The 18,709-nt window shown below is 58.2% G+C and carries 18 protein-coding genes; 15 read left to right on the top strand and 3 right to left on the bottom strand.

The window, feature by feature from the left end; genetic code table 11:
- Positions 1–97 precede the first annotated feature (97 nt).
- From ybaK to ON16_RS04795, 4 genes are all read left to right on the top strand, one after another.
- The gene (gene ybaK, locus ON16_RS04810) at positions 98–598 is read left to right on the top strand and encodes a Cys-tRNA(Pro) deacylase (protein WP_040659982.1); all 501 of its coding nucleotides are present in this window, start codon (positions 98–100) and stop codon (positions 596–598) included.
- 4 nt (positions 599–602) lie between these two features.
- Positions 603–986 carry a hypothetical protein gene (locus tag ON16_RS15745; protein ID WP_158441603.1) on the top strand — a complete coding sequence of 128 codons (384 nt, stop codon included), beginning with the start codon at positions 603–605 and terminating at the stop codon, positions 984–986.
- A gap of 71 nt (positions 987–1,057) precedes the next feature.
- Complete coding sequence (gene uvrA / locus ON16_RS04800; protein ID WP_040659980.1) at positions 1,058–3,883, top strand: excinuclease ABC subunit UvrA; 2,826 nt, start codon at positions 1,058–1,060, stop codon at positions 3,881–3,883.
- Between the two features lie 125 nt (positions 3,884–4,008).
- Positions 4,009–4,491, top strand: a complete 483-nt coding sequence (locus ON16_RS04795) for a GNAT family N-acetyltransferase (RefSeq protein WP_040659979.1) — start codon at positions 4,009–4,011, stop codon at positions 4,489–4,491.
- A gap of 182 nt (positions 4,492–4,673) precedes the next feature.
- On the opposite strand, the gene ON16_RS04790 is transcribed toward ON16_RS04795, so the two are convergent.
- Both ON16_RS04790 and ON16_RS04785 read right to left on the bottom strand, forming a co-directional pair.
- Positions 4,674–5,597: a SufB/SufD family protein gene (locus tag ON16_RS04790; RefSeq protein ID WP_040659978.1), complete on the bottom strand. Its 924-nt coding sequence runs from the start codon at positions 5,595–5,597 to the stop codon at positions 4,674–4,676.
- Entirely contained in the window at positions 5,594–6,334 is a 741-nt protein-coding gene (locus ON16_RS04785) for an ABC transporter ATP-binding protein (RefSeq protein WP_040659977.1), read from the bottom strand. Before ON16_RS04785 ends, ON16_RS04790 begins: the two co-directional genes overlap by 4 nt.
- A gap of 269 nt (positions 6,335–6,603) precedes the next feature.
- Between ON16_RS04785 and ON16_RS04780 the strand changes: the two genes are divergently transcribed.
- The 11 genes from ON16_RS04780 (at position 6,604) to ON16_RS04725 (ending at position 17,076) form a co-directional block, all read left to right on the top strand.
- On the top strand, positions 6,604–7,254 hold the full coding sequence (locus ON16_RS04780; RefSeq protein WP_040659976.1) for a ferritin family protein: 651 nt from the start codon (positions 6,604–6,606) through the stop codon (positions 7,252–7,254).
- 402 nt (positions 7,255–7,656) lie between these two features.
- Positions 7,657–8,301, top strand: coding sequence for a ribulose-phosphate 3-epimerase (rpe, locus tag ON16_RS04770; protein ID WP_040659974.1), 645 nt, complete (start codon positions 7,657–7,659; stop codon positions 8,299–8,301).
- Between the two features lie 11 nt (positions 8,302–8,312).
- Entirely contained in the window at positions 8,313–9,284 is a 972-nt protein-coding gene (locus ON16_RS04765; RefSeq protein ID WP_040659973.1) for a 1-aminocyclopropane-1-carboxylate deaminase/D-cysteine desulfhydrase, read from the top strand.
- Positions 9,285–9,405: 121 nt separating this feature from the next.
- A complete protein-coding gene (recR, locus tag ON16_RS04760) occupies positions 9,406–10,005 on the top strand; it encodes a recombination mediator RecR (protein ID WP_040659972.1) in 600 nt (199 codons plus the stop codon).
- 81 nt (positions 10,006–10,086) lie between these two features.
- A complete protein-coding gene (gene era, locus ON16_RS04755; RefSeq protein WP_040659971.1) occupies positions 10,087–10,986 on the top strand; it encodes a GTPase Era in 900 nt (299 codons plus the stop codon).
- Between the two features lie 495 nt (positions 10,987–11,481).
- Positions 11,482–12,138 carry a serine O-acetyltransferase EpsC gene (gene epsC / locus ON16_RS04750; protein WP_051131540.1) on the top strand — a complete coding sequence of 219 codons (657 nt, stop codon included), beginning with the start codon at positions 11,482–11,484 and terminating at the stop codon, positions 12,136–12,138.
- A 3-nt stretch (positions 12,139–12,141) separates the two neighbouring features.
- On the top strand, positions 12,142–13,590 hold the full coding sequence (gene cysS / locus ON16_RS04745; protein WP_040659968.1) for a cysteine--tRNA ligase: 1,449 nt from the start codon (positions 12,142–12,144) through the stop codon (positions 13,588–13,590).
- Positions 13,591–13,823: 233 nt separating this feature from the next.
- Positions 13,824–14,117, top strand: coding sequence for an ArsR/SmtB family transcription factor (locus ON16_RS04740; RefSeq protein WP_040659966.1), 294 nt, complete (start codon positions 13,824–13,826; stop codon positions 14,115–14,117).
- Positions 14,107–14,925 carry an NAD(P)/FAD-dependent oxidoreductase gene (locus ON16_RS04735; protein ID WP_040659964.1) on the top strand — a complete coding sequence of 273 codons (819 nt, stop codon included), beginning with the start codon at positions 14,107–14,109 and terminating at the stop codon, positions 14,923–14,925. Before ON16_RS04740 ends, ON16_RS04735 begins: the two co-directional genes overlap by 11 nt.
- 35 nt (positions 14,926–14,960) lie before the next feature.
- Positions 14,961–15,278 carry a thioredoxin gene (gene trxA, locus ON16_RS04730; RefSeq protein WP_040659962.1) on the top strand — a complete coding sequence of 106 codons (318 nt, stop codon included), beginning with the start codon at positions 14,961–14,963 and terminating at the stop codon, positions 15,276–15,278.
- A 154-nt stretch (positions 15,279–15,432) separates the two neighbouring features.
- On the top strand, positions 15,433–17,076 hold the full coding sequence (locus tag ON16_RS04725) for a SulP family inorganic anion transporter (protein WP_040659960.1): 1,644 nt from the start codon (positions 15,433–15,435) through the stop codon (positions 17,074–17,076).
- 89 nt (positions 17,077–17,165) lie between these two features.
- Here the strand turns inward: ON16_RS04725 and ON16_RS04720 are convergent, their stop codons facing one another.
- Positions 17,166–18,677 (bottom strand): IMP dehydrogenase, encoded by a 1,512-nt coding sequence (locus ON16_RS04720; RefSeq protein WP_040659958.1) that lies wholly within the window; start codon positions 18,675–18,677, stop codon positions 17,166–17,168.
- Positions 18,678–18,709 lie beyond the last annotated feature (32 nt).

The raw sequence follows: 18,709 nt of genomic DNA, 5'->3' as shown, positions 1-18,709 counted from the left end.
CGCCGTTTAGGCGGCAACCGAAAAACATGCGCAGAACGGTCGTTCCTTTTCATGGCCGTTCGCGCTTTGAAGCGAAGCGAAAGGAATGGTCGTCCATATGAAACAGAAAGATGAAAAAACCAATGTGATGCGGATTCTGGAGCAGAAGAAGATTCCCTACACGCCCCATTTTTACGAGGAGTCCGGCGGCCCTGAGGGCGACCGGGAATATGGCCTGCATGTGGCGCAAGCGCTGGGACAGGACGCCCGGCAGGTCTTCAAAACGCTGGTGGCCCGGGGCGCGTCCAAGAGCATCTATGTATACGAGGTGCCGGTGGCGGAGAACCTTGACTTGAAGAAGGCCGCCAAAGCGGTGGGGGAGAAGTCCATCGAGCTTGTGCATGTGGCGGAGATCAATTCGGTCACTGGCTATATCCGGGGCGGATGCAGTCCGGTGGGGATGAAAAAGCAGTTTCCCACCGTGTTCCATCAGACGGTGCTGGAGTTTGAAACGGTATACATCTCCGCCGGAAAGATCGGCGCGCAGGTGGAGCTGCCGCCGGACGCACTTTTGCAACTGACAAGGGCGAAGACTGCGGATATCATTTTCGAGGGATGAGGAAGTGGACAATCTGCGGGCCTGCGAGATTTTAAACGCGTGCTACGAAAGACTGTTTTCCGCACCGCTGTACGCATCTGCATGTAAAGTTTATCGCCGGTTAAAAACACAATCTGTCAGTGCACAGCGGGATGCGGAGAGCCTTTCGTGGGAGAGCGTTTCAGTGGCGCTGAACCATCTTCCGGTCATGTTCTTGGAGCCGGACAGACCGGACTGCGTACAGGTGGTGATGGGCAGTGGAGCCGCCAAGCTCAATCCGGTGGTAGTGGAACTTTTTCTTGCCGACAAGATATTTTGCGTCACGATTTGGACAAAGAAGGGGTTCCTTTATCAGAAGTCGGCGCAAAAGGCACTTGAAAAAATAATGCAGTATGTACAGCAAACTTGATTGAATACACAGCAGAGACTTTGCCCGCAAAAACGGGCCACAGAGATCGACAAAGGAGACAACAGACACGTATGCAGGATAAAATTATCGTCAAGGGCGCCCGGGCCAACAATCTGAAAAATGTCGATGTGACCATCCCCCGGGATAAGCTGGTGGTGCTCACCGGCCTTTCCGGGTCGGGCAAATCCTCTCTGGCGTTTGACACGATCTATGCCGAGGGCCAGCGGCGGTATGTGGAGAGCCTTTCCTCCTATGCCCGAATGTTTTTGGGGCAGATGGACAAGCCGGATGTGGACTATATCGACGGGCTGTCCCCCGCCATCTCCATCGACCAGAAGACCACCTCGAAAAACCCCCGGTCCACCGTGGGCACGGTGACGGAGGTATATGACTATCTGCGCCTTTTGTGGGCCAGAGCGGGCACGCCCCACTGCCCGAAGTGCGGCAAGGAAATCCGCCAGCAGACCATTGACCAAATCATCGATCAGGTGCTCTCCCTCCCGGATGGAACCCGGATTCAGGTGATGGCCCCGGTGGCAAGGGGCAAAAAGGGCGAATACGCCAAGACGTTTGAAGACGCTCGAAAATCCGGCTATGTCCGCGCACGGGTGGACGGTTCGCTCTATGAGCTGGACGAGGAAATTAAGCTGGATAAAAACAAAAAGCACAACATTGAGATCGTGGTGGACCGGCTTATCATCCGAGAGGATGTGCGCCAGCGGCTGACGGACTCGGTGGAGACTGCCTCGTCGCTGACGGGGGGCATTGTGATGGTGAATCTGGTGCGGGAGGAACAGGATCTGCTGTTCTCCCAGAACTACGCCTGCGAGGACTGCGGCGTTTCCATCGAAGAACTGGCTCCCCGGATGTTTTCGTTCAACAATCCTTTCGGCGCCTGTCCCGTTTGCACGGGGCTTGGCACGCAGCAAAAGGTGGACCCGGCGCTGATTGTGCCGGACGAGGAAAAGTCCATTTTGGAAGGGGCCATTCAGGCCTCCGGCTGGAACAATATCCGTGGCGACGGCATCTCCCGGATGTATTTCGACGCGCTGGCAAAAAAGTACCGTTTCTCTTTGGATACGCCCTTCAAGGACCTGCCGGAGAAAATCAAGACCATCATCTTTTATGGTACCGGGGACGAAAAGCTGGATCTGCACTACGACCAGCCTCGGGGTAAGGGCGTGCTGCACCAGCCGTTTGAAGGCGTGTGTAACAACATCGAGCGCCGCTATCATGAGACGCAGAGCGACTCCGTCAAGCGGGAGCTGGAGGAATTTATGGCGGAGCAGCCTTGCCCTGCCTGCAAGGGGCAGCGCCTGCGCAAGGAGGCTCTGGCCGTCACCGTGGGGGATCTGAGCATCCATGATTTTACGCAGCTGTCCGTGGTGGACGAGCTGAAATGGCTGGACACGCTGACGCTGACGGAGCAGCAGATGCTGATTGCCGACCGGATTTTAAAGGAGATCCGCAACCGGCTGGGATTTTTGCAGTCCGTGGGTCTTGGATACCTGACGCTCTCCCGCAGCGCGGGCACACTCTCCGGCGGCGAGAGCCAGCGAATCCGTCTGGCGACCCAGATCGGCTCCTCGCTGATGGGGGTGCTGTATATTTTGGACGAGCCGTCCATCGGACTGCACCAGCGCGACAACGACAAGCTGCTGGCCACGCTCAAGCGTCTGCGGGATTTGGGAAACACGCTTCTGGTGGTGGAGCACGACGAGGACACTATGCGCGCGGCGGATTACCTGATTGACGTCGGCCCCGGCGCAGGCGTTCATGGGGGCGAGATTGTGGCCGCCGGAACGCCGGAGGAGGTCATGGACAATCCCAACAGCCTCACGGGGCAGTACCTCTCCGGCAAGCGGAAAATTGCCGTCCCCGAAATTCGGAGAACCGGCAGCGGGAACTTTTTGAAGGTCATCGGCGCGTCGGAAAACAATTTGAAGAACGTGGACGTGGAGATTCCGCTGGGGACCTTCACCTGCGTTACCGGCGTATCCGGTTCCGGCAAATCCTCGCTGGTGAATGAAATTTTGTTTAAAAAGCTGGGCGCGGAGCTGATGCGCATGAAGACCCGGCCCGGCAAGTGCAAACGCATTGAGGGACTGGAGTTTCTCGACAAGGTGGTGGACATCGACCAAAGCCCCATCGGGCGCACGCCCCGGTCCAATCCCGCCACCTACACCGGTCTTTTCAATGACATCCGGGATATGTTCGCCGCCACGCAGGAGGCAAAGAGCCGGGGCTACGGCCCGGGCCGGTTCAGCTTCAATGTCCGAGGCGGACGGTGCGAGGCCTGTTCAGGAGACGGCCTCATTAAAATTGAGATGCATTTTCTGCCGGATATCTTTGTCCCCTGCGAGGTGTGCAAGGGCGCACGCTACAATCGAGAGACGCTGGAGGTCCGCTACAAGGGCAAAAACATTGCGCAAGTGCTGGACATGACGGTGGAGGAGGCCGCGGAGTTTTTCTCCGCCCTGCCGAAGATCAAAAACAAGCTCCAGACTCTGTGCGACGTGGGCCTTGGGTATGTGAAGCTGGGTCAGTCCTCTACGGAGCTTTCCGGCGGTGAGGCCCAGCGGGTGAAGCTGGCCACGGAGCTTTCCAAAATCGCCACGGGCCGCACGATCTATATTCTGGACGAACCCACCACCGGACTTCACAGCGAGGATGTGCGCCGCCTGCTGGAGGTGCTGCAAAAGCTGGTGGAGGGCGGAAACACCGTCTTGGTGATCGAGCACAATCTGGACGTGATCAAGTGCGCGGATTATTTGATTGACCTTGGCCCGGAGGGCGGTGACGGCGGCGGACAAATTGTCTGCACAGGCACGCCGGAGGACGTGGCCGCCTGCCCGTCCAGTTTTACGGGGCAATATCTGCAAAGGATGCTCCGCTGATCGCGGCTTTTTCATGCCGCTTTTTGGCGTGGGGAGCGGTCCCGCAGGACCGCTCCTTTTCCATTGAGACCGCCCTTTTCTTTTCCCCAAGCGGACAGAAACAACATATGACTGGAGGAACCCCTATGAACATTCGCACTGCCACGATGGCGGATCTGAGCGCGCTGACGGCGGTGGAAGCCGCCTGCTTTCCCGTGGCGGAAGCCGCCACGGAGGCGGACTTTGCCGCGCGCCTCCGCATCTATCCCAATCACTTCTGGCTGTTGGAACAGGATGGCGAGGTTGTCTCTTTCGTCAACGGCATGGTCACGGACGAGCCAACGATTCGGGATGAAATGTATGCCAATGCCTCTTTGCACCGGGAGGACGGGGCTTGGCAGGCTATCTTCGGCGTGAATACCCTGCCCGACTACCGCCGCCGGGGACTGGCGGGCCAACTGCTCACCGCCGCCGCAGAGGATGCCCGGACCGCCGGACGGCGGGGCTGCATCCTGACCTGCAAGGACAGGCTGATCCATTATTACGAGAAGTTCGGCTATCAAAATCAGGGTGTGTCCCAGTCGGTCCACGGCGGCGCGGTTTGGTATGACATGACGCTGGAATTTTAACGCGATGCGGCGCCATTGCGGCATTCGCTATGGCGGCGCCGCCTGAAGACCCGGGCTTAGAATTTCCGCCTAAACGCTATGCTTGTAAATCTGAATCCTGCAATCTATGAAAAAACCGCTCTGCGCTAATTGCGCAGAGCGGTTTTCGTATATCGGAATTCGGATGCAAGGGCATGGACAAATTATGCCAAAAAGCCCTTCAGGATGCAGTCTTCCGCTTCTTCCTCGGTAAGCCCCAGCGTTTGCAGCTTCAACAGCTGATCGCCCGCGATCTTGCCGATGGCGGCCTCATGGATAAGCTGGGCCTCCATACAGTTGGCAGCGATCTCCGGCACGGAGCGAATGGTCGCCGTACCCATAATGATAGAGTCGCACTGGACATGACCAAAGCACTGGGCGTTGCCTGTCACCAGCGGCTTAAACAGCTGCTGGGACTTGTCCTGCGCCACAGACCGGGAGATTACCCGGCCCCGGGAATTTTCCCCGTCGAGCACGATTTCCATGTCACTCTCCGCCACCTGCTCCCCGTGGGTCAGCAGGCGCTCCGTAACAACTGCCTCCGCGTCCTTGCCGCAGACGATCTTGGTGTAGCGCTTGGTGGAATCAATGCCGCGAATCTGGGTGGTGTCCATTTGAATGGACGCGCCTTCCTCCAGATACACAATGGTGGAGGGGTTCATAATTTTGCCGCCCTTGCCGTCGCCCTCTCCATAGTGCTTTTCCGTATAGTGGACGTGGGAGTTCTTACCCACGTAAAAGGTGTGTACGCCGTCGTGCTGGCTGGCCTGTTCACCGCAATTGTGAATGCCGCAGCCCGCCACAATGTCCACATTGCTGTTCTCGCCGATATAGAAATCGTTGTATACGACCTCTTCAATGCCCGGTTTTGTGATAATCACCGGGATGTGGCAGGTTTCGCCCGTCGTGCCGGGCTTTACCCGGATGTCGATGCCGGGCTTGTCGGATTTGCTGGTGATTTCAATGTGCTCGGTGCTCTGCCGCCCGTCGCAGCCGGAGTCCTTTCGGATGTTAAAGGCCCCCACGGGCTTCCCCACAAGATCCGCGATTTTTTCCAGCAGTTCGCGGTCCACTTCCGTATCCATCATAGCGCGGCGCCTCCTTTCGTCAGAACCGGGCAGGTCCCGGTGGTGTCCGCCAGAATCTTGGGCAGAATCTCGTCAGCGGAGCCCCGGTGGCGAAGGCCGCCGTCTCCAATGACGATGACCTCATCCGCAAGGGAGATGATGCGCTCCTGATGAGAGATCACGATCATGGTGGCGCTGCCTGCACGGTGAATCTGCTCAAAAGTCTCTGTCAACCGGGCGAAGCTCCACAGGTCAATGCCCGCCTCCGGTTCGTCAAAAATCATCAGCTGGGCGTTTCGGGCCAGAATGGTGGCAATCTCAATACGCTTGACCTCGCCGCCGGAGAGTGACGCGTCCACTTCCCGATCCAGATAATCGTTGGCGCAAAGGCCCACTTTTGTGAGGTACTGGCAGCAGCGGTCCTTAGAGAGCTTTTCTTCTCCCGCCGCGATGACCAGCAGGTCCCGAACCGTCAGCCCCTTGAACCGGGGCGGTTGCTGAAACCCATAGCTAATGCCCTTTTTTGCCCGCTGCGTGATGCCAAGGTCGGTGATATCCTCGCCGTTCCAGAGAATCCGGCCCGACGTGGGCTTCACAAGACCCATCACAATTTTTGCCAGCGTAGTCTTTCCGCCGCCGTTGGGTCCGGTGAAGACGATCAGGCGATGATCGTTGATCGTCAGGGAAATATCCTTTAAAATACCCAGTTCGCCGTCCTGTTCATGGACGGAATAATTAATGTGTTGCAACTCCAGCACAGCGCCATTCCTCCTCGCGCATTTTTTCAAATCGCTCCGCTATTTTACCAGCTTTTTTCCCAAAAAGCAATGCGTCCAGCTATTCTTGTGGATATTCTATCCGAAAACGGCAATTTTATCTACCGCAATTACCACATTGCACATGGGACGGCCCCACCGCATACAATGAAGGAGAAGACCGGGCCCCGCCGGAAAAGAGCTTCGCGCGGCGGGGTATATGCGCGTATCCGTGACTTTTGCCGACGCGAAGCGGCGGAATGGAGTGCTTTATGCAGCAGCAGGTGCAGAATACATACGATTACCGTCAATATGATCAGGTCTGGCAGCGGGTGTCGCCCACGCTGGACCCCTATCCCGGGATGCGCTCGGAGTGCGGAGCGGCCCAGCCTCCCGCCTCCGGCCCTGCGTGCCCCGTGCCGGAACTGCCCAGCGGAAATCAAAACAGCGCGACACAGGCGGAGGAGAACCTTCCCGGCGCGCAGGAAAACCCATGCTGCATGGGTTCGGCAGCCATGGAAATGCTGGAGGTTTTGCAGGGGTTTATCGAAGAGGAGCTGGCGGACCGGCGATACTATCTGGCCTTTGCTCGACAGGCCCCCTCTTGGGCCAGACAGACTCTGCGGGAAACTGCGGAGGATGAGGGCAGCCACGCCAGACAGCTGATGACGGTGTACTATCTGATCACCGGGCAGTGCTATCATCCCGCGGTCAGCTGCGAGCGCATTTATATCGGGCAGCTGTGCCCTGCGCTGCGGGCGCGGTACCACGCGGAGGCGTGCGGCGGTTTTAATTATGCCCGGGCCGCAGACGGAACCACAGACCCGTGCCTTGCAAAGCTGCTCAATAAGCTGAGCGAGGACGAGTACCTCCACGCTGAGAGAATGATGGCTCTGCTGGAGCGGGCCATGAAACAGCAGTGACCCTGCTCCGCCGGACCGACTTTCCGCGGGACTGATCGGGGGAAACCGCAGCCGCCCAACTTGGGCGGCTGCGGCTTTTTCAATGATTGCGCTGCAATGGGCGGGGCAATGTCAAGAAGGGGAAAACGGGACGCGCGGACTTTCACGCGGTTTGACAGCGCCGCCTTGCTTTTTTTCGCCCAATTTGATATACTGAGGGACAAAACAGTGGGCCGGCAGGCTGCCCTGCCGGCCCTATTCAAAAAAGCGGCGGCGCCGCGTCGGGGCCGGACACCGCGTGGGGTGCCGCGGGGCGCTCTGCCGCTTAAAATATCCTATGCCGATTGGGCGCGTCGGTTCCTGCTGTCCAACAGAGGTTGACCACCGGGGAGCCGTTGATTTTTCAAGAAAAGAGGGCCTTTTATGATTAAGATTTCGCCGTCTATCCTCTCTGCCGACTTTGCAAACCTGGAGCGGGACATTCGGAAAATTTCTACCGCCGATTACGTCCATGTGGACGTGATGGACGGCGTGTTTGTCCCCAATATCTCCATCGGACTTCCGGTGGTGAAGGCCATTCGTCCCACCACGGATCTGCCGCTGGACGTTCACCTGATGATTGTCCAGCCGGGGCGGTACGCCGCCCAGTTCTGCGATGCCGGGGCCGACATTGTCACCATGCATGTGGAGGCGGACACGGAGGAAAACATTCGGGAGGCCATCCAAAAGGTCCACGCTAAGGGGAAGCGTGCCGGCGTTGTGGTGAAACCCGGGACGCCCGCAGAGGCGGTGCTGCCGTTTATCAAGGATGTGGAGATGATTCTGGTGATGACTGTGGAGCCGGGCTTTGGCGGACAGAGCTTCATGACCGACCAGATGCCCAAGGTTCGCGCCATCCGGGAATACATCAACGCACAGAATCCTGCCTGTGAGCTGGAGGTGGACGGCGGCGTGGCCCCGGACACCTTCCGCGCCTGCATTGACGCAGGGGCCGATGTGCTGGTGGCAGGCAGCGCGGTGTATCAGGCGGAGGACATTCCCGCCCGCATCCAGCTGCTGCGGGGCTGAGAGGGCGAGAGATGAAGAATATCAGTGATCTGCCCCGCCTGCCTCTGGGACTGTACCCCACGCCGTTTTACAAGCTGGAATCTGTCAGCAAGCGATACGGGCGGGACGTTTACATCAAGCGAGACGACCTGTGCGGCGTGGCGCTTGGCGGAAACAAGGTCCGCAAGCTGGAATTTCTGCTGGCGCAGGCCAAGGCCGACGGATGTGACACGGTGTTTACCACCGGCGGCGTTCAGTCCAACCACGCGGCGCTCACCGCCGCCTGCGCGGCAAGGCTGGGTATGAAGGCCGTGCTGGTGCTGAAAGGCCGGGAAACGGGAGAGCGCCGGGGCAATCTGGTGCTGGATGACCTGTATGGCGCGGAGGTCCACATGGTGGATGCTGAGAGCTACGAGGAAATTTACGGCGAGATGCGCCGCCGCAGCGCGGAGCTTGCGGCGCAGGGACACAAAGGCTGCCTGATCCCGCTGGGCGGGTCCACGCCTCTGGGGTCCGTGGGCTATGTGAACTGTGTCCGGGAATTCACGGTGCAGGCCATGGCGGCGGGTGTGCGGATTGACCACATCGTCTCAGCCACCGGCTCCGGCGGGACCACCGCGGGGCTTTTGCTGGGTGCGCGGCTGTTCCAGCCCGGGGCCAAGGTCACCGGCGTGGCCGTGTCCGGCGATCCGTTTGACAAGATTGTACCGGAGCTGGCTGCCGGGGCGGCGGAGATTCTGGACTGCGCCTCCGCTGGAAATCCGGGCGATTTTGAGATGGTGGAAAACGTGGGGGCGGGGTATGCCGTTCCCAACCCGCAGGATACGTCCTATATTCGGGCGCTGGCTTGGGACGAGGGAATTTTGCTGGACCCGGTGTATACCGGTAAGGCGTATTCCAAGCTGTGCCAAATGCTGGAGTCGGGCAACCTTTCCGGAGACGGCGCGGTGGTTTTCGTCCACACCGGCGGCGCGGCGGCCCTGTTCGCCATGGATTTGGGTTGAGAGCGGATTTTTGACAGCTGGCTGTGCTTTGCTGCGCTTTTGCGTGTTTTCCGCGCCCCAACCCCATTTTGCCGCAGGTGTGGACGTGTACGCCCATAAATTCATATAAAGAGGTCTGACCATGGAGTATTTTCCCGCGCCACTGGAAAAACTGGTGGAACAGTTTGCCCGTCTGCCGGGCATCGGCGGCAAGTCCGCCCAGCGCCTTGCATTTTATGTGCTGGGTCTGCCGGAAGAGGAGGCAAAGGAGTTTGCCGACGCTATCATCGGCGCAAAGCGAAATGTGACCTGCTGCCCGGTGTGTCAAAATTTCACTGCTGGAGGGCTGTGTCCCATCTGCGCGTCTCCCAAGCGGGACGGAAGCGTCATCTGCGTGGTGGCGGACCCCCGGGACGTGGCCGCATTGGAGCGGGCGCGGGAGTTTAACGGGCACTATCATGTGCTCCACGGCGTCTTGTCCCCCATGAATCACATCGGTCCGGACGATCTGGCCATCAAGCCGCTGCTGGACCGGGTGAACAAGGGTGGCGTGGAAGAGGTCATTATGGCTACCAACCCGGATACGGAGGGAGAGGCCACCGCCATGTATCTTGCCCGTCTGCTCAAGCCGTTTCAGGTGAGGATTACCCGGCTGGCCTACGGAATCCCCGTGGGCGGACATCTGGAATTTGCCGATGACGCCACGCTTTCCCGCGCGCTGGAAGGGCGGCAGGAAATCTAAATGTTTGCAAACCCGTTTGCCCCAAAGGTACAGCGGGATCAAAATAAAAATTGCTCAAATGAAGAAAGTTGAGGATCATCTATGTCTGAAATCAAGAAAGCCGCCATGGTTACCGTCTGCGGCCGCCCCAATGTGGGCAAATCCAGCCTGACTAACGCCCTGGTGGGGGAAAAGGTCGCCATCGTCTCCAACAAGGCCCAGACCACCCGCAACCGCATCTGCGGCGTGGTGAACCGGGGAGACACTCAGTTCGTTCTGATGGATACGCCGGGCCTGCATAAGCCCAAGTCCGCTTTGGGAGACTATATGGTGAAGATTGTCACCTCCAGCCTTTCCGACGTGGACTGCGCGCTTTTGCTGGTGGAGCCGATTCCCCATGTGGGCGCGCCGGAGGCGGCGCTGATCCAGCGGGTGCAGGAGGAGAAAATCCCCGCCATTTTGTGCATCAACAAAACAGACACGGTGAAGCCGGACGAGCTGCTGCCGGTGATTGCGGCATACAACGAGGCGTGGGACGGCTTTGCCGCCATCATTCCCATCTCCGCCCACACGGGAGACGGGCTGGACGATCTGGTGACCGAAATGGGCAAGTATGCTCAGGAGGGGCCGCAACTGTTCCCGGACGGGCAGACCTCCGACCAGCCGGAGCGGCAGGTGATGGGTGAAATCCTGCGGGAGAAGCTGCTGCTGTGTCTGGATAAGGAAATTCCCCACGGCACCGCCGTGGAGATCACAAAATTTTCCGAGCGGGACGACGAGGTCATTGAGATCGACGCCACGATCTATTGCGAAAAGTCCAGCCACAAGGGCATCATCATCGGCAAGCAGGGAGCTATGCTGAAAAAGATCAGCACCATGGCCCGGCACGACATGGAAAAATTTATGGGCACGAAGGTTTACCTCCAAACTTGGGTCAAGGTGAAGGAAAACTGGAGAGACAACGTGAATTACGTGCGGACTCTGGGCTATAAGGACGAATAAACAGGCGCCGGGCCGCCGGAAAAGTCCTTTGGGACTTTTTTCGGCGGTCTGGGATACTTTGACGGCCCGGCTGCCCCAGACCTGTTTTGCGGCCCTCTTGACACGCGGAGGGAATCCTGATAATATAATGGTCACGTGAGGAACGGAAAGAGTAACATTTCCCCAAAGGGCAGAGAGGGCGCGCCATCGGCTGGAAGCGGGCCTGCGGCGGGGAGTGCGAAGTGCATCCGGGAGCGAGAGGCGTAATGGCCTCCGGCAGAGCCGCCGTTATCGGGCTGCCCGGCTGATGGGCCGGCAGAGTATGAACAAGAGTGGAACCGCGTCGTTGACGCCTCTTGTACCGATTGAGGTACGAGGGGCGTTTTTTGTTTTTGGAGGAATTTGGATGCAGACTGCTGCTTTGCGATGTCCCGGGCATGACTCCCCCCGCGACATTTTAAATTTGAATACGAGTCTTCAATTTAATTGAAGTTCCGTATAAAGGAGCTTTTGAATATGAACCGTTTAACCGAACTGCTGGAGGCCTATCAGCGCCGCGATCCCGCGGCCCGCAACAAGCTGGAGGTTTTCCTGCTCTATCCCGGCGTTCACGCCTTGATTAACCACCGCATTGCCCACTTCTTCTATCGAAAACACATGCCCTTTCTGGCCCGGTGCGTGTCCCAGTGGAGCCGCTTTTGGACCGGTATCGAAATCCATCCCGGCGCCACGATTGGCAGGCGCTTTGTCATCGACCACGGCATGGGCATCGTGATCGGCGAGACGGCCGAAATTGGGGACGACTGCCTGCTGTACCAGTGCGTAACGCTGGGCGGCACCGGAAAAGATAAAGGCAAGCGCCACCCGACGCTTGGAAACAACGTGATGGTTGGTTCCGGGGCCAAGGTGCTGGGCCCCTTCACCGTGGGGGATAATTCCCGCATCGCGGCCGGCGCGGTTGTGCTCAGCGAGGTCCCCCCCAACTCTACCGCCGTGGGCGTTCCGGCGCAGGTGGTGCGGGTCAGCGGGCGCAAGGTCGTGGCTAATTTTGCCAACGACGTGGACCAGATTAATGATATGCAAGACCCTGTTCAGGAAGAGTTGCTGGCGCTGTTCCAGCGGATGGACTCTTTGGAACAACAGTTGAAAACCATAAAGGAAAGGACGGCTTGAACCATGTATCTCTATAACTCCGCCTCCCACAAGAAAGAGGAATTCAAACCCAACCACCCCGACATCGTGAAGATGTACACCTGCGGCCCCACGGTTTATCACTTTGCCCACATTGGAAACCTGCGCAGCTATATCATGGAGGATGTGCTGGAAAAGTACCTGCGCTATGCCGGGTACAACGTCAAGCGCGTCATGAACATCACTGACGTGGGGCATTTGACCTCTGACGCGGACAGCGGAGAGGACAAAATGCTTAAGGGCGCAAAGCGGGAGCACAAATCCGTTTTGGAGATCGCGCAGTATTATACCGACGCGTTTTTCGACGACTGCCGCAAGCTGAACATCAAGCGGCCCGACGTGGTGGAACCCGCCACCCACTGCGTTGACGAGTATATCAAGATCATCACCAAGCTGGTGGATACGGGCTATGCGTATCTCGCAGGCGGCAACGTCTATTTCGATACCTCCAAGCTGGCGCAGTATTACGTGTTTAACGACCACGACGCGGACGATCTGGCCGTGGGCGTGCGCGAGGGCGTGGAAGAGGACACCAACAAGCGCAACAAGAACGATTTCGTCCTCTGGTTTACCAAGTCAAAATTTGAGGATCAGGCTTTGAAATGGGATTCTCCTTGGGGCGTGGGCTATCCCGGTTGGCATATCGAGTGCTCCGGTATTTCGATGAAGCATCTGGGCGACGATCTGGATATCCACTGCGGCGGCATCGACAACGCCTTCCCCCACCATACCAACGAGATTGCCCAGTCCGAGTCCTATCTGGGCCATCACTGGTGCAACTACTGGTTCCATGTGCTGCATCTGAACACCTCCGGCGGAAAAATGAGCAAGTCCAAGGGCGAGTTTCTCACCGTTTCTCTGTTGGAGGAGAAGGGATACGACCCGCTGGACTACCGGTTCTTCTGCCTCCAGTCCCATTACCGCAAGGCGCTGGTGTTCTCCTATGAAAATCTGGATAACGCTAAGACCGCTTATGATAAGTTGATAGCCAAAGTTGCTGCCTTAAAAGAGGGAGGGGCAGAGGTCGGCGACCAAGATACGGTGGACGCTCTGCGGGCCAAGTTTAAGGCCGCTATGGACAACGATCTGAATACCTCTCTGGGGATCACCGCGCTGTACGACGTGTTGAAGGCGGGAATCTCCGACGGGGCGAAGCTGCAGCTGCTGGGCGAGTTTGACACGGTGCTGGGTCTGGGAATTCTGGATCGAGCGGCAAAGAAGCGGGAGCAGGACGCAAAGTCCGTTTCCTCCGCCGCCGGGGGCTTCACCGTGCAGGGCGAGGGCGACCCGGCCATCGACGCGCTGGTGCTCCAGCGGGCGGAGGCCAAGAAGGCCAAGAATTTTGCCGAGGCGGATCGCATTCGTGACGAGCTGAAGGCGCAGGGCATCGAGGTGACCGACGTGCCCGGCGGCGCGGCATGGAAGCGGGTCTGATTGGCCCGAAGACACGGTTCTATCACGTATATTTTCCTATAAAATGATTCTGCTGAAAAGAAAAGCCGGGCGAAAAGCGCCCGGTTTTTCTTTTGCTGTAAATATTTTTTAAAATGTTGCAAAAACTACTGTCAACATCGATATATTAGGATATTCTAATGATACGAAATGGAAGCAAAATTGGGTAAATAAGGCTTCCTTGCCAATGAATTAAAAAGAAAGGCGGGTGAGCGATGGAACCGGATTATACCCATCAGGCGGATTTGCTGAAGGCGCTGGCCAACCCCACTCGGCTGCAGATCGTCCACTCCCTGCTCAATCGTGGCTGCCGCAATGTGGGCTGTATGGAACGGGGAACCGGCATGAGCCAGTCCTGCATTTCCCAGCACCTGCAAAAGCTGAAGGCCGCCGGTGTGGTGACGGCGGAGCGCAGCGGAAACGAGGTCTATTATAAGGCGGCATCGCCGGAAGTGGCCAGATTGGTGGCGGCGCTGTTTCAGGAAGAGGTTGATAACTATGTCTTATGACGTGTTGGTGATTGGCGGCGGGCCGGCGGGACTGAGTGCGGCAATTAACGTTCGGGCGCGGGGAAAAAGCGTGCTGGTGGTGTCCAACCCCATTGAAGAAAGCCCCCTGTGGCGGTCGGAACGTGTGGAAAACTATCTGGGTCTGCCGGGCGTTACCGGGCCGGAGCTGCTGCAGGCGATGCATAAACATGCGGAGATCGACGGCGTGGAGTTTCTGACCGGAAAGGCCATCTCGGCCTCGTTCATGATGGACCAGTGGTACGTGAGTGTGGGCAGCGACGTGCAGGAGGCAAAGGCGGTGGTGCTGGCCGCAGGCGTGGCCCGGGGGAAAAAATTTCCCGGCGAGGCCGAGCTTTTGGGCCGCGGTGTGAGTTACTGCGCCACCTGCGACGGAATGCTGTACCGGGGAAAGTCGGTGGCGGTTTTGGGATACAGCGAAACCGCCCGGCAGGAAGCGGAGTTCCTGCGGGGGATTGGCTGCAAAGTGCATTATCTGGAAAAACCTCGGGACTGCACAATTTCCGGCGACGGAAAAGTGGAACAAATCACCTGCGGCGGGGAGACAACAAAGGTGGATGGGGTATTTATTCTTCGTCCCGCCATGGCTCCCACGGACTTGTTCCCCGGTTTGGATATGGAAAACGGCTATGTGCGGGTGGATCACCGCATGGCGACGGGACTTCCCGGTGTGTTCGCGGCGGGAGACTGCAACGGCGGACCTTTGCAGGTGGCAAAAGCCACGGGCGAGGGACTGATCGCCGGTCAGAGCGCCGCAGCGTATGTGGATGCGTTGGCGCGGAAACAATAAAGAGAACCAAATTAAAATAGAAGGAGATCAATAAAATGGCATTGCAGCATTTGAAGAAGGCGGATTTTGACGCGGCGGTGGACGCGGCCCCTCTGGCAATGGTGGATTTTTGGGCGGATTGGTGCGGCCCCTGCAAAATGGTGGCGCCCTTTGTGGAGAAAATTGCCGACGAATATGACGGCAAAGCGCTGGTTGGCAAGGTAAATATTGACGAGGAGCCTGAGCTTGCCCAGCGGTTTGGCGTTATGTCCATTCCCACGCTGGTGTTTTTGAAAAACGGCAAAGAGTTCGACCGCAAGGTGGGCGTTATGCCTCCGGAGACGTTTACCAACGTGCTGGACGAAAACCTGTAAAGGTCGAATTGTTTCCCATAGAAAGTCATCAAGCGCCGCCGTTTAGAAACGGCGGCGCTCCTATTTTTTGGGGAAAGTTTACCTTGTTCCTCTCGTGGTACTGTGCTATAATTAAAAATTGCGTGTTTCAGTACAATTTGGGAGGAATCTTGTCATGTTTTCGCAGTTTGTGTCCGATTTAAAAAATGAATTTCGGGGGTATAACGCCACCCGGCTGGGTCAGGACGTAATGGCCGGATTGACCGTGTGTGCCGTGGCTCTGCCGCTGGCGCTTGCCTTTGGCGTCAGTTCCGGGGCCACAGCGGCCGCCGGATTGGTCACAGCCATTATCGCCGGAGTTGTCATTGCGCTGCTGGGCGGCGCGTCCTATCAGATCTCCGGCCCCACCGGGGCCATGAGCGCCGTACTCATTGGCATTGTGGGGACTTATGGGCTTCAGGGTGTATTTTTCGCCAGCTTCGCGGCAGGTGTGCTGCTGCTGTTGGCGGGTATTTTGCGGCTGGGAAGGCTGATTGGCTTTATTCCCATGCCGGTGGTGATGGGCTTTACCTCCGGCATTGCCGTTATTATTGCCATGGGCCAGATTGATAACTTTTTTGGAACGGTGTCTGAGGGCAGTTCCAATCTGGAAAAGATCGCGTCCTACGGTCGGCTGGGTTTTCACCCCAACTGGCAGGCGGTTGCCATCGGTGTGCTGGTGGTGGCCGTGATGCTGGTCTGGCCCAAGAAATGGGGGGCAAAGGTCCCCGGGTCCCTTGTGGGGATTATTCTTGCCGCCGTGGCGGCCGCGGTGTTTCAAATGGACGGCTTGGCCGTGGTGGGCGACATCCCCCAGACGTTGCTGCTGAGCGACCGGCTTTCTTTCAGCGGTCTGAACCTGACCATGCTGGGGGACTTGATGTCACCCATCGTGACCATTGCGGCGTTGGGGATGATTGAAAGTTTGCTGTGCGGCGCGTCCGCCGCCCGGATGAAAAACGAGACGTTCAACGCCGATCAGGAGTTGATTGCGCAGGGTGTGGGCAATGTTTTGCTGCCGCTGTTCGGCGGTGTTCCCGCCACGGCGGCCATCGCCCGTACCAGCGTAGCAGTGAAATCCGGCCAGCAGACAAGGCTCACCAGCGTGTTTCACTCTGTATTTTTGCTGGCCTCCATGTTTTTGCTGGGCGGCGTGATGGCAAAGCTGCCGTTAGCCGCGCTGGCTGGAGTGTTGATGGTCACCGCATGGCGTATGAACGACTGGGAGGGAATCCGCTACATTTTCTCCCGCCGGTTTAAGTCCGGCATCAGCCAGTTTCTTCTGACCATGCTGGCGACCGTGGCGTTTGACCTGACGGTGGCGATTCTGCTGGGCGTGCTGTACTCCGCGATTTTGCATGTGGCTCGTTCCAGCCGCATTGCCGTCAACTTCTCCGGCATCGACGCGAACCGCCTCCGCACTGCCGAGGGAAAGGCCCCCATTCTGGAGACTGCGGGCGTAGCGTATGTCACGGGCTCTTTGTTCTTCGGCGCGGTGGACGAGTTTAACCGCCGCATGGGCGAGATGCCCGCCTATGACCATGTGATCCTGTCCCTGCGGGGAATGCCCAGCGTGGATGTATCCGGTGTGCAAACCGTTCTGGAGCTGTGCCAGAGCTTGAAGGAGCAGGGAAAGACCGTGGCGTTCTGCGGTATGACACAGGCGGTCCGCTCCTATTTCGATCGGGCAGGAATTACCGCGCTGGTGGGCGAGGACACTTATTTTTGGAGCGCCGATCTGGCGATTCTGGAGCTATTGAAGAACGAGGCGGCGGTGTAATATGCGGCTCCTTGACAAGTAGATAAAACAAAAACGGCGCTGTCCAAAAGGGACAGCGCCGTTTTCTTTCCTGAAAAGAGGGGCAAAAATCAGTTTCTGCCGCCGGAATTGGTGGTGTCCTTCAGCAGCACGTCGTGGGCGCCGCCCTCCACAATGGAGACAGAGGATACCAGCGTCAGTTTGGCCTTGTCCCGCAGCTCCGGGATGGTCAGCGCGCCGCAGTTGCACATGGTGGAGCGCACCTTGGCCAGCGTTGTGGACATGCCGTCCGCCAGAGCCCCGGCATAGGGAACATAGGAATCCACGCCTTCCTCGAAGGAGAGCTTCTTGTCGCCGCCCAAATCGTACCGCTGCCAGTTCCGGGCGCGGGCGCTGCCCTCACCCCAGTATTCCTTCATATAGCTGCCGCCGATGAGCACCTTCTGGGTGGGGCTTTCGTCAAACCGGGAGAAGTACCGCCCCAGCATGCAAAAGTCCGCACCCATGGCCAGAGCCAGCGTCATGTGGTAGTCCTGCACGATGCCGCCGTCGGCGCACAAGGGGATATACACGCCTGTTTCCTCAAAGTATTTGTCCCGCTCGCGGGCCACGTCGATCACCGCCGTGGCCTGTCCGCGGCCAATGCCCTTTGTTTCACGGGTGATGCAGATGGAGCCGCCGCCAATGCCGATTTTAACAAAGTCGGCTCCGGCGTCTGCCAGATAGCGGAAGCCCTCGCCGTCCACCACGTTGCCCGCGCCAACCTTCACGCTGTCGCCGTATTTTTCCCGGACCCAGCTCAGGCAGCGCTTCTGCCACTCGGAGTACCCTTCGGAGGAGTCCATCACCAGTACGTCCGCTCCGGCCTCTACCAAAGCGGGGACCCGCTCCTCGTAATCGCGGGTGTTGATGCCCGCGCCCACCACATAGCGTTTCTGGCTGTCCAGCAGTTCCAAGGGGTTGCCCTTGTGGGTGTCATAATCCTTGCGGAAGACGAAGGCCACCAGATTGCCGCTGGCGGAGACGATGGGCAGGGCGTTGAGCTTGTGCTCCCAGATAATGTTGTTGGCTTCCTTCAGGCTGGTGCCCTCGGGAGCATAAATAATCTTTTCCATGGGAGTCATGAAGTCGGAGACTTTCTCCGTGCCGTCCATACGGCTGACGCGATAGTCCCGGCTGGTGACAAGGCCCAAGAGCCGCCCCGTTCCGGTGCCGTCCTCGGTCACTGCCATGGTGGAGTGGCCGGACTTCTCTTTCAGAGCCAGCACGTCGTTCAGGGTGCAGTCGGGCCGGAGATTGGAGTCGCTGGTGACAAAGCCGGCCTTGTAATTTTTCACTCTTCGCACCATCTCGGCCTGCTGTTCGATGGGCTGAGACACGAAGATAAAGGCCACGCCGCCCTCCCGGGCCAGCGCAATGCCCATCTCGTCACCGGAGACGGCCTGCATCACGGCGGAAACCATGGGAACGTTGGCGGTGAGAGTGGGTTCCTCGCCCCGCCGGAATTTCACGATGGGAGTTTTCAGAGACACATTGGCCGGGACGCACTCCGCGGAGGAGTAACCCGGAACCAGAAGATATTCACTGAAGGTATGGGAGGGCTCTTCAAAAAAATATGCCATGCGGCCACCTCTTTCGTTGAATTTCGGGTTTC

This window comes from Oscillibacter ruminantium GH1, from assembly GCF_000307265.1.
In the GTDB taxonomy this organism is placed as follows: Bacteria; Bacillota; Clostridia; order Oscillospirales; family Oscillospiraceae; genus Oscillibacter; species Oscillibacter ruminantium.
This window is presented reverse-complemented; position numbering and strand designations above follow the sequence as displayed.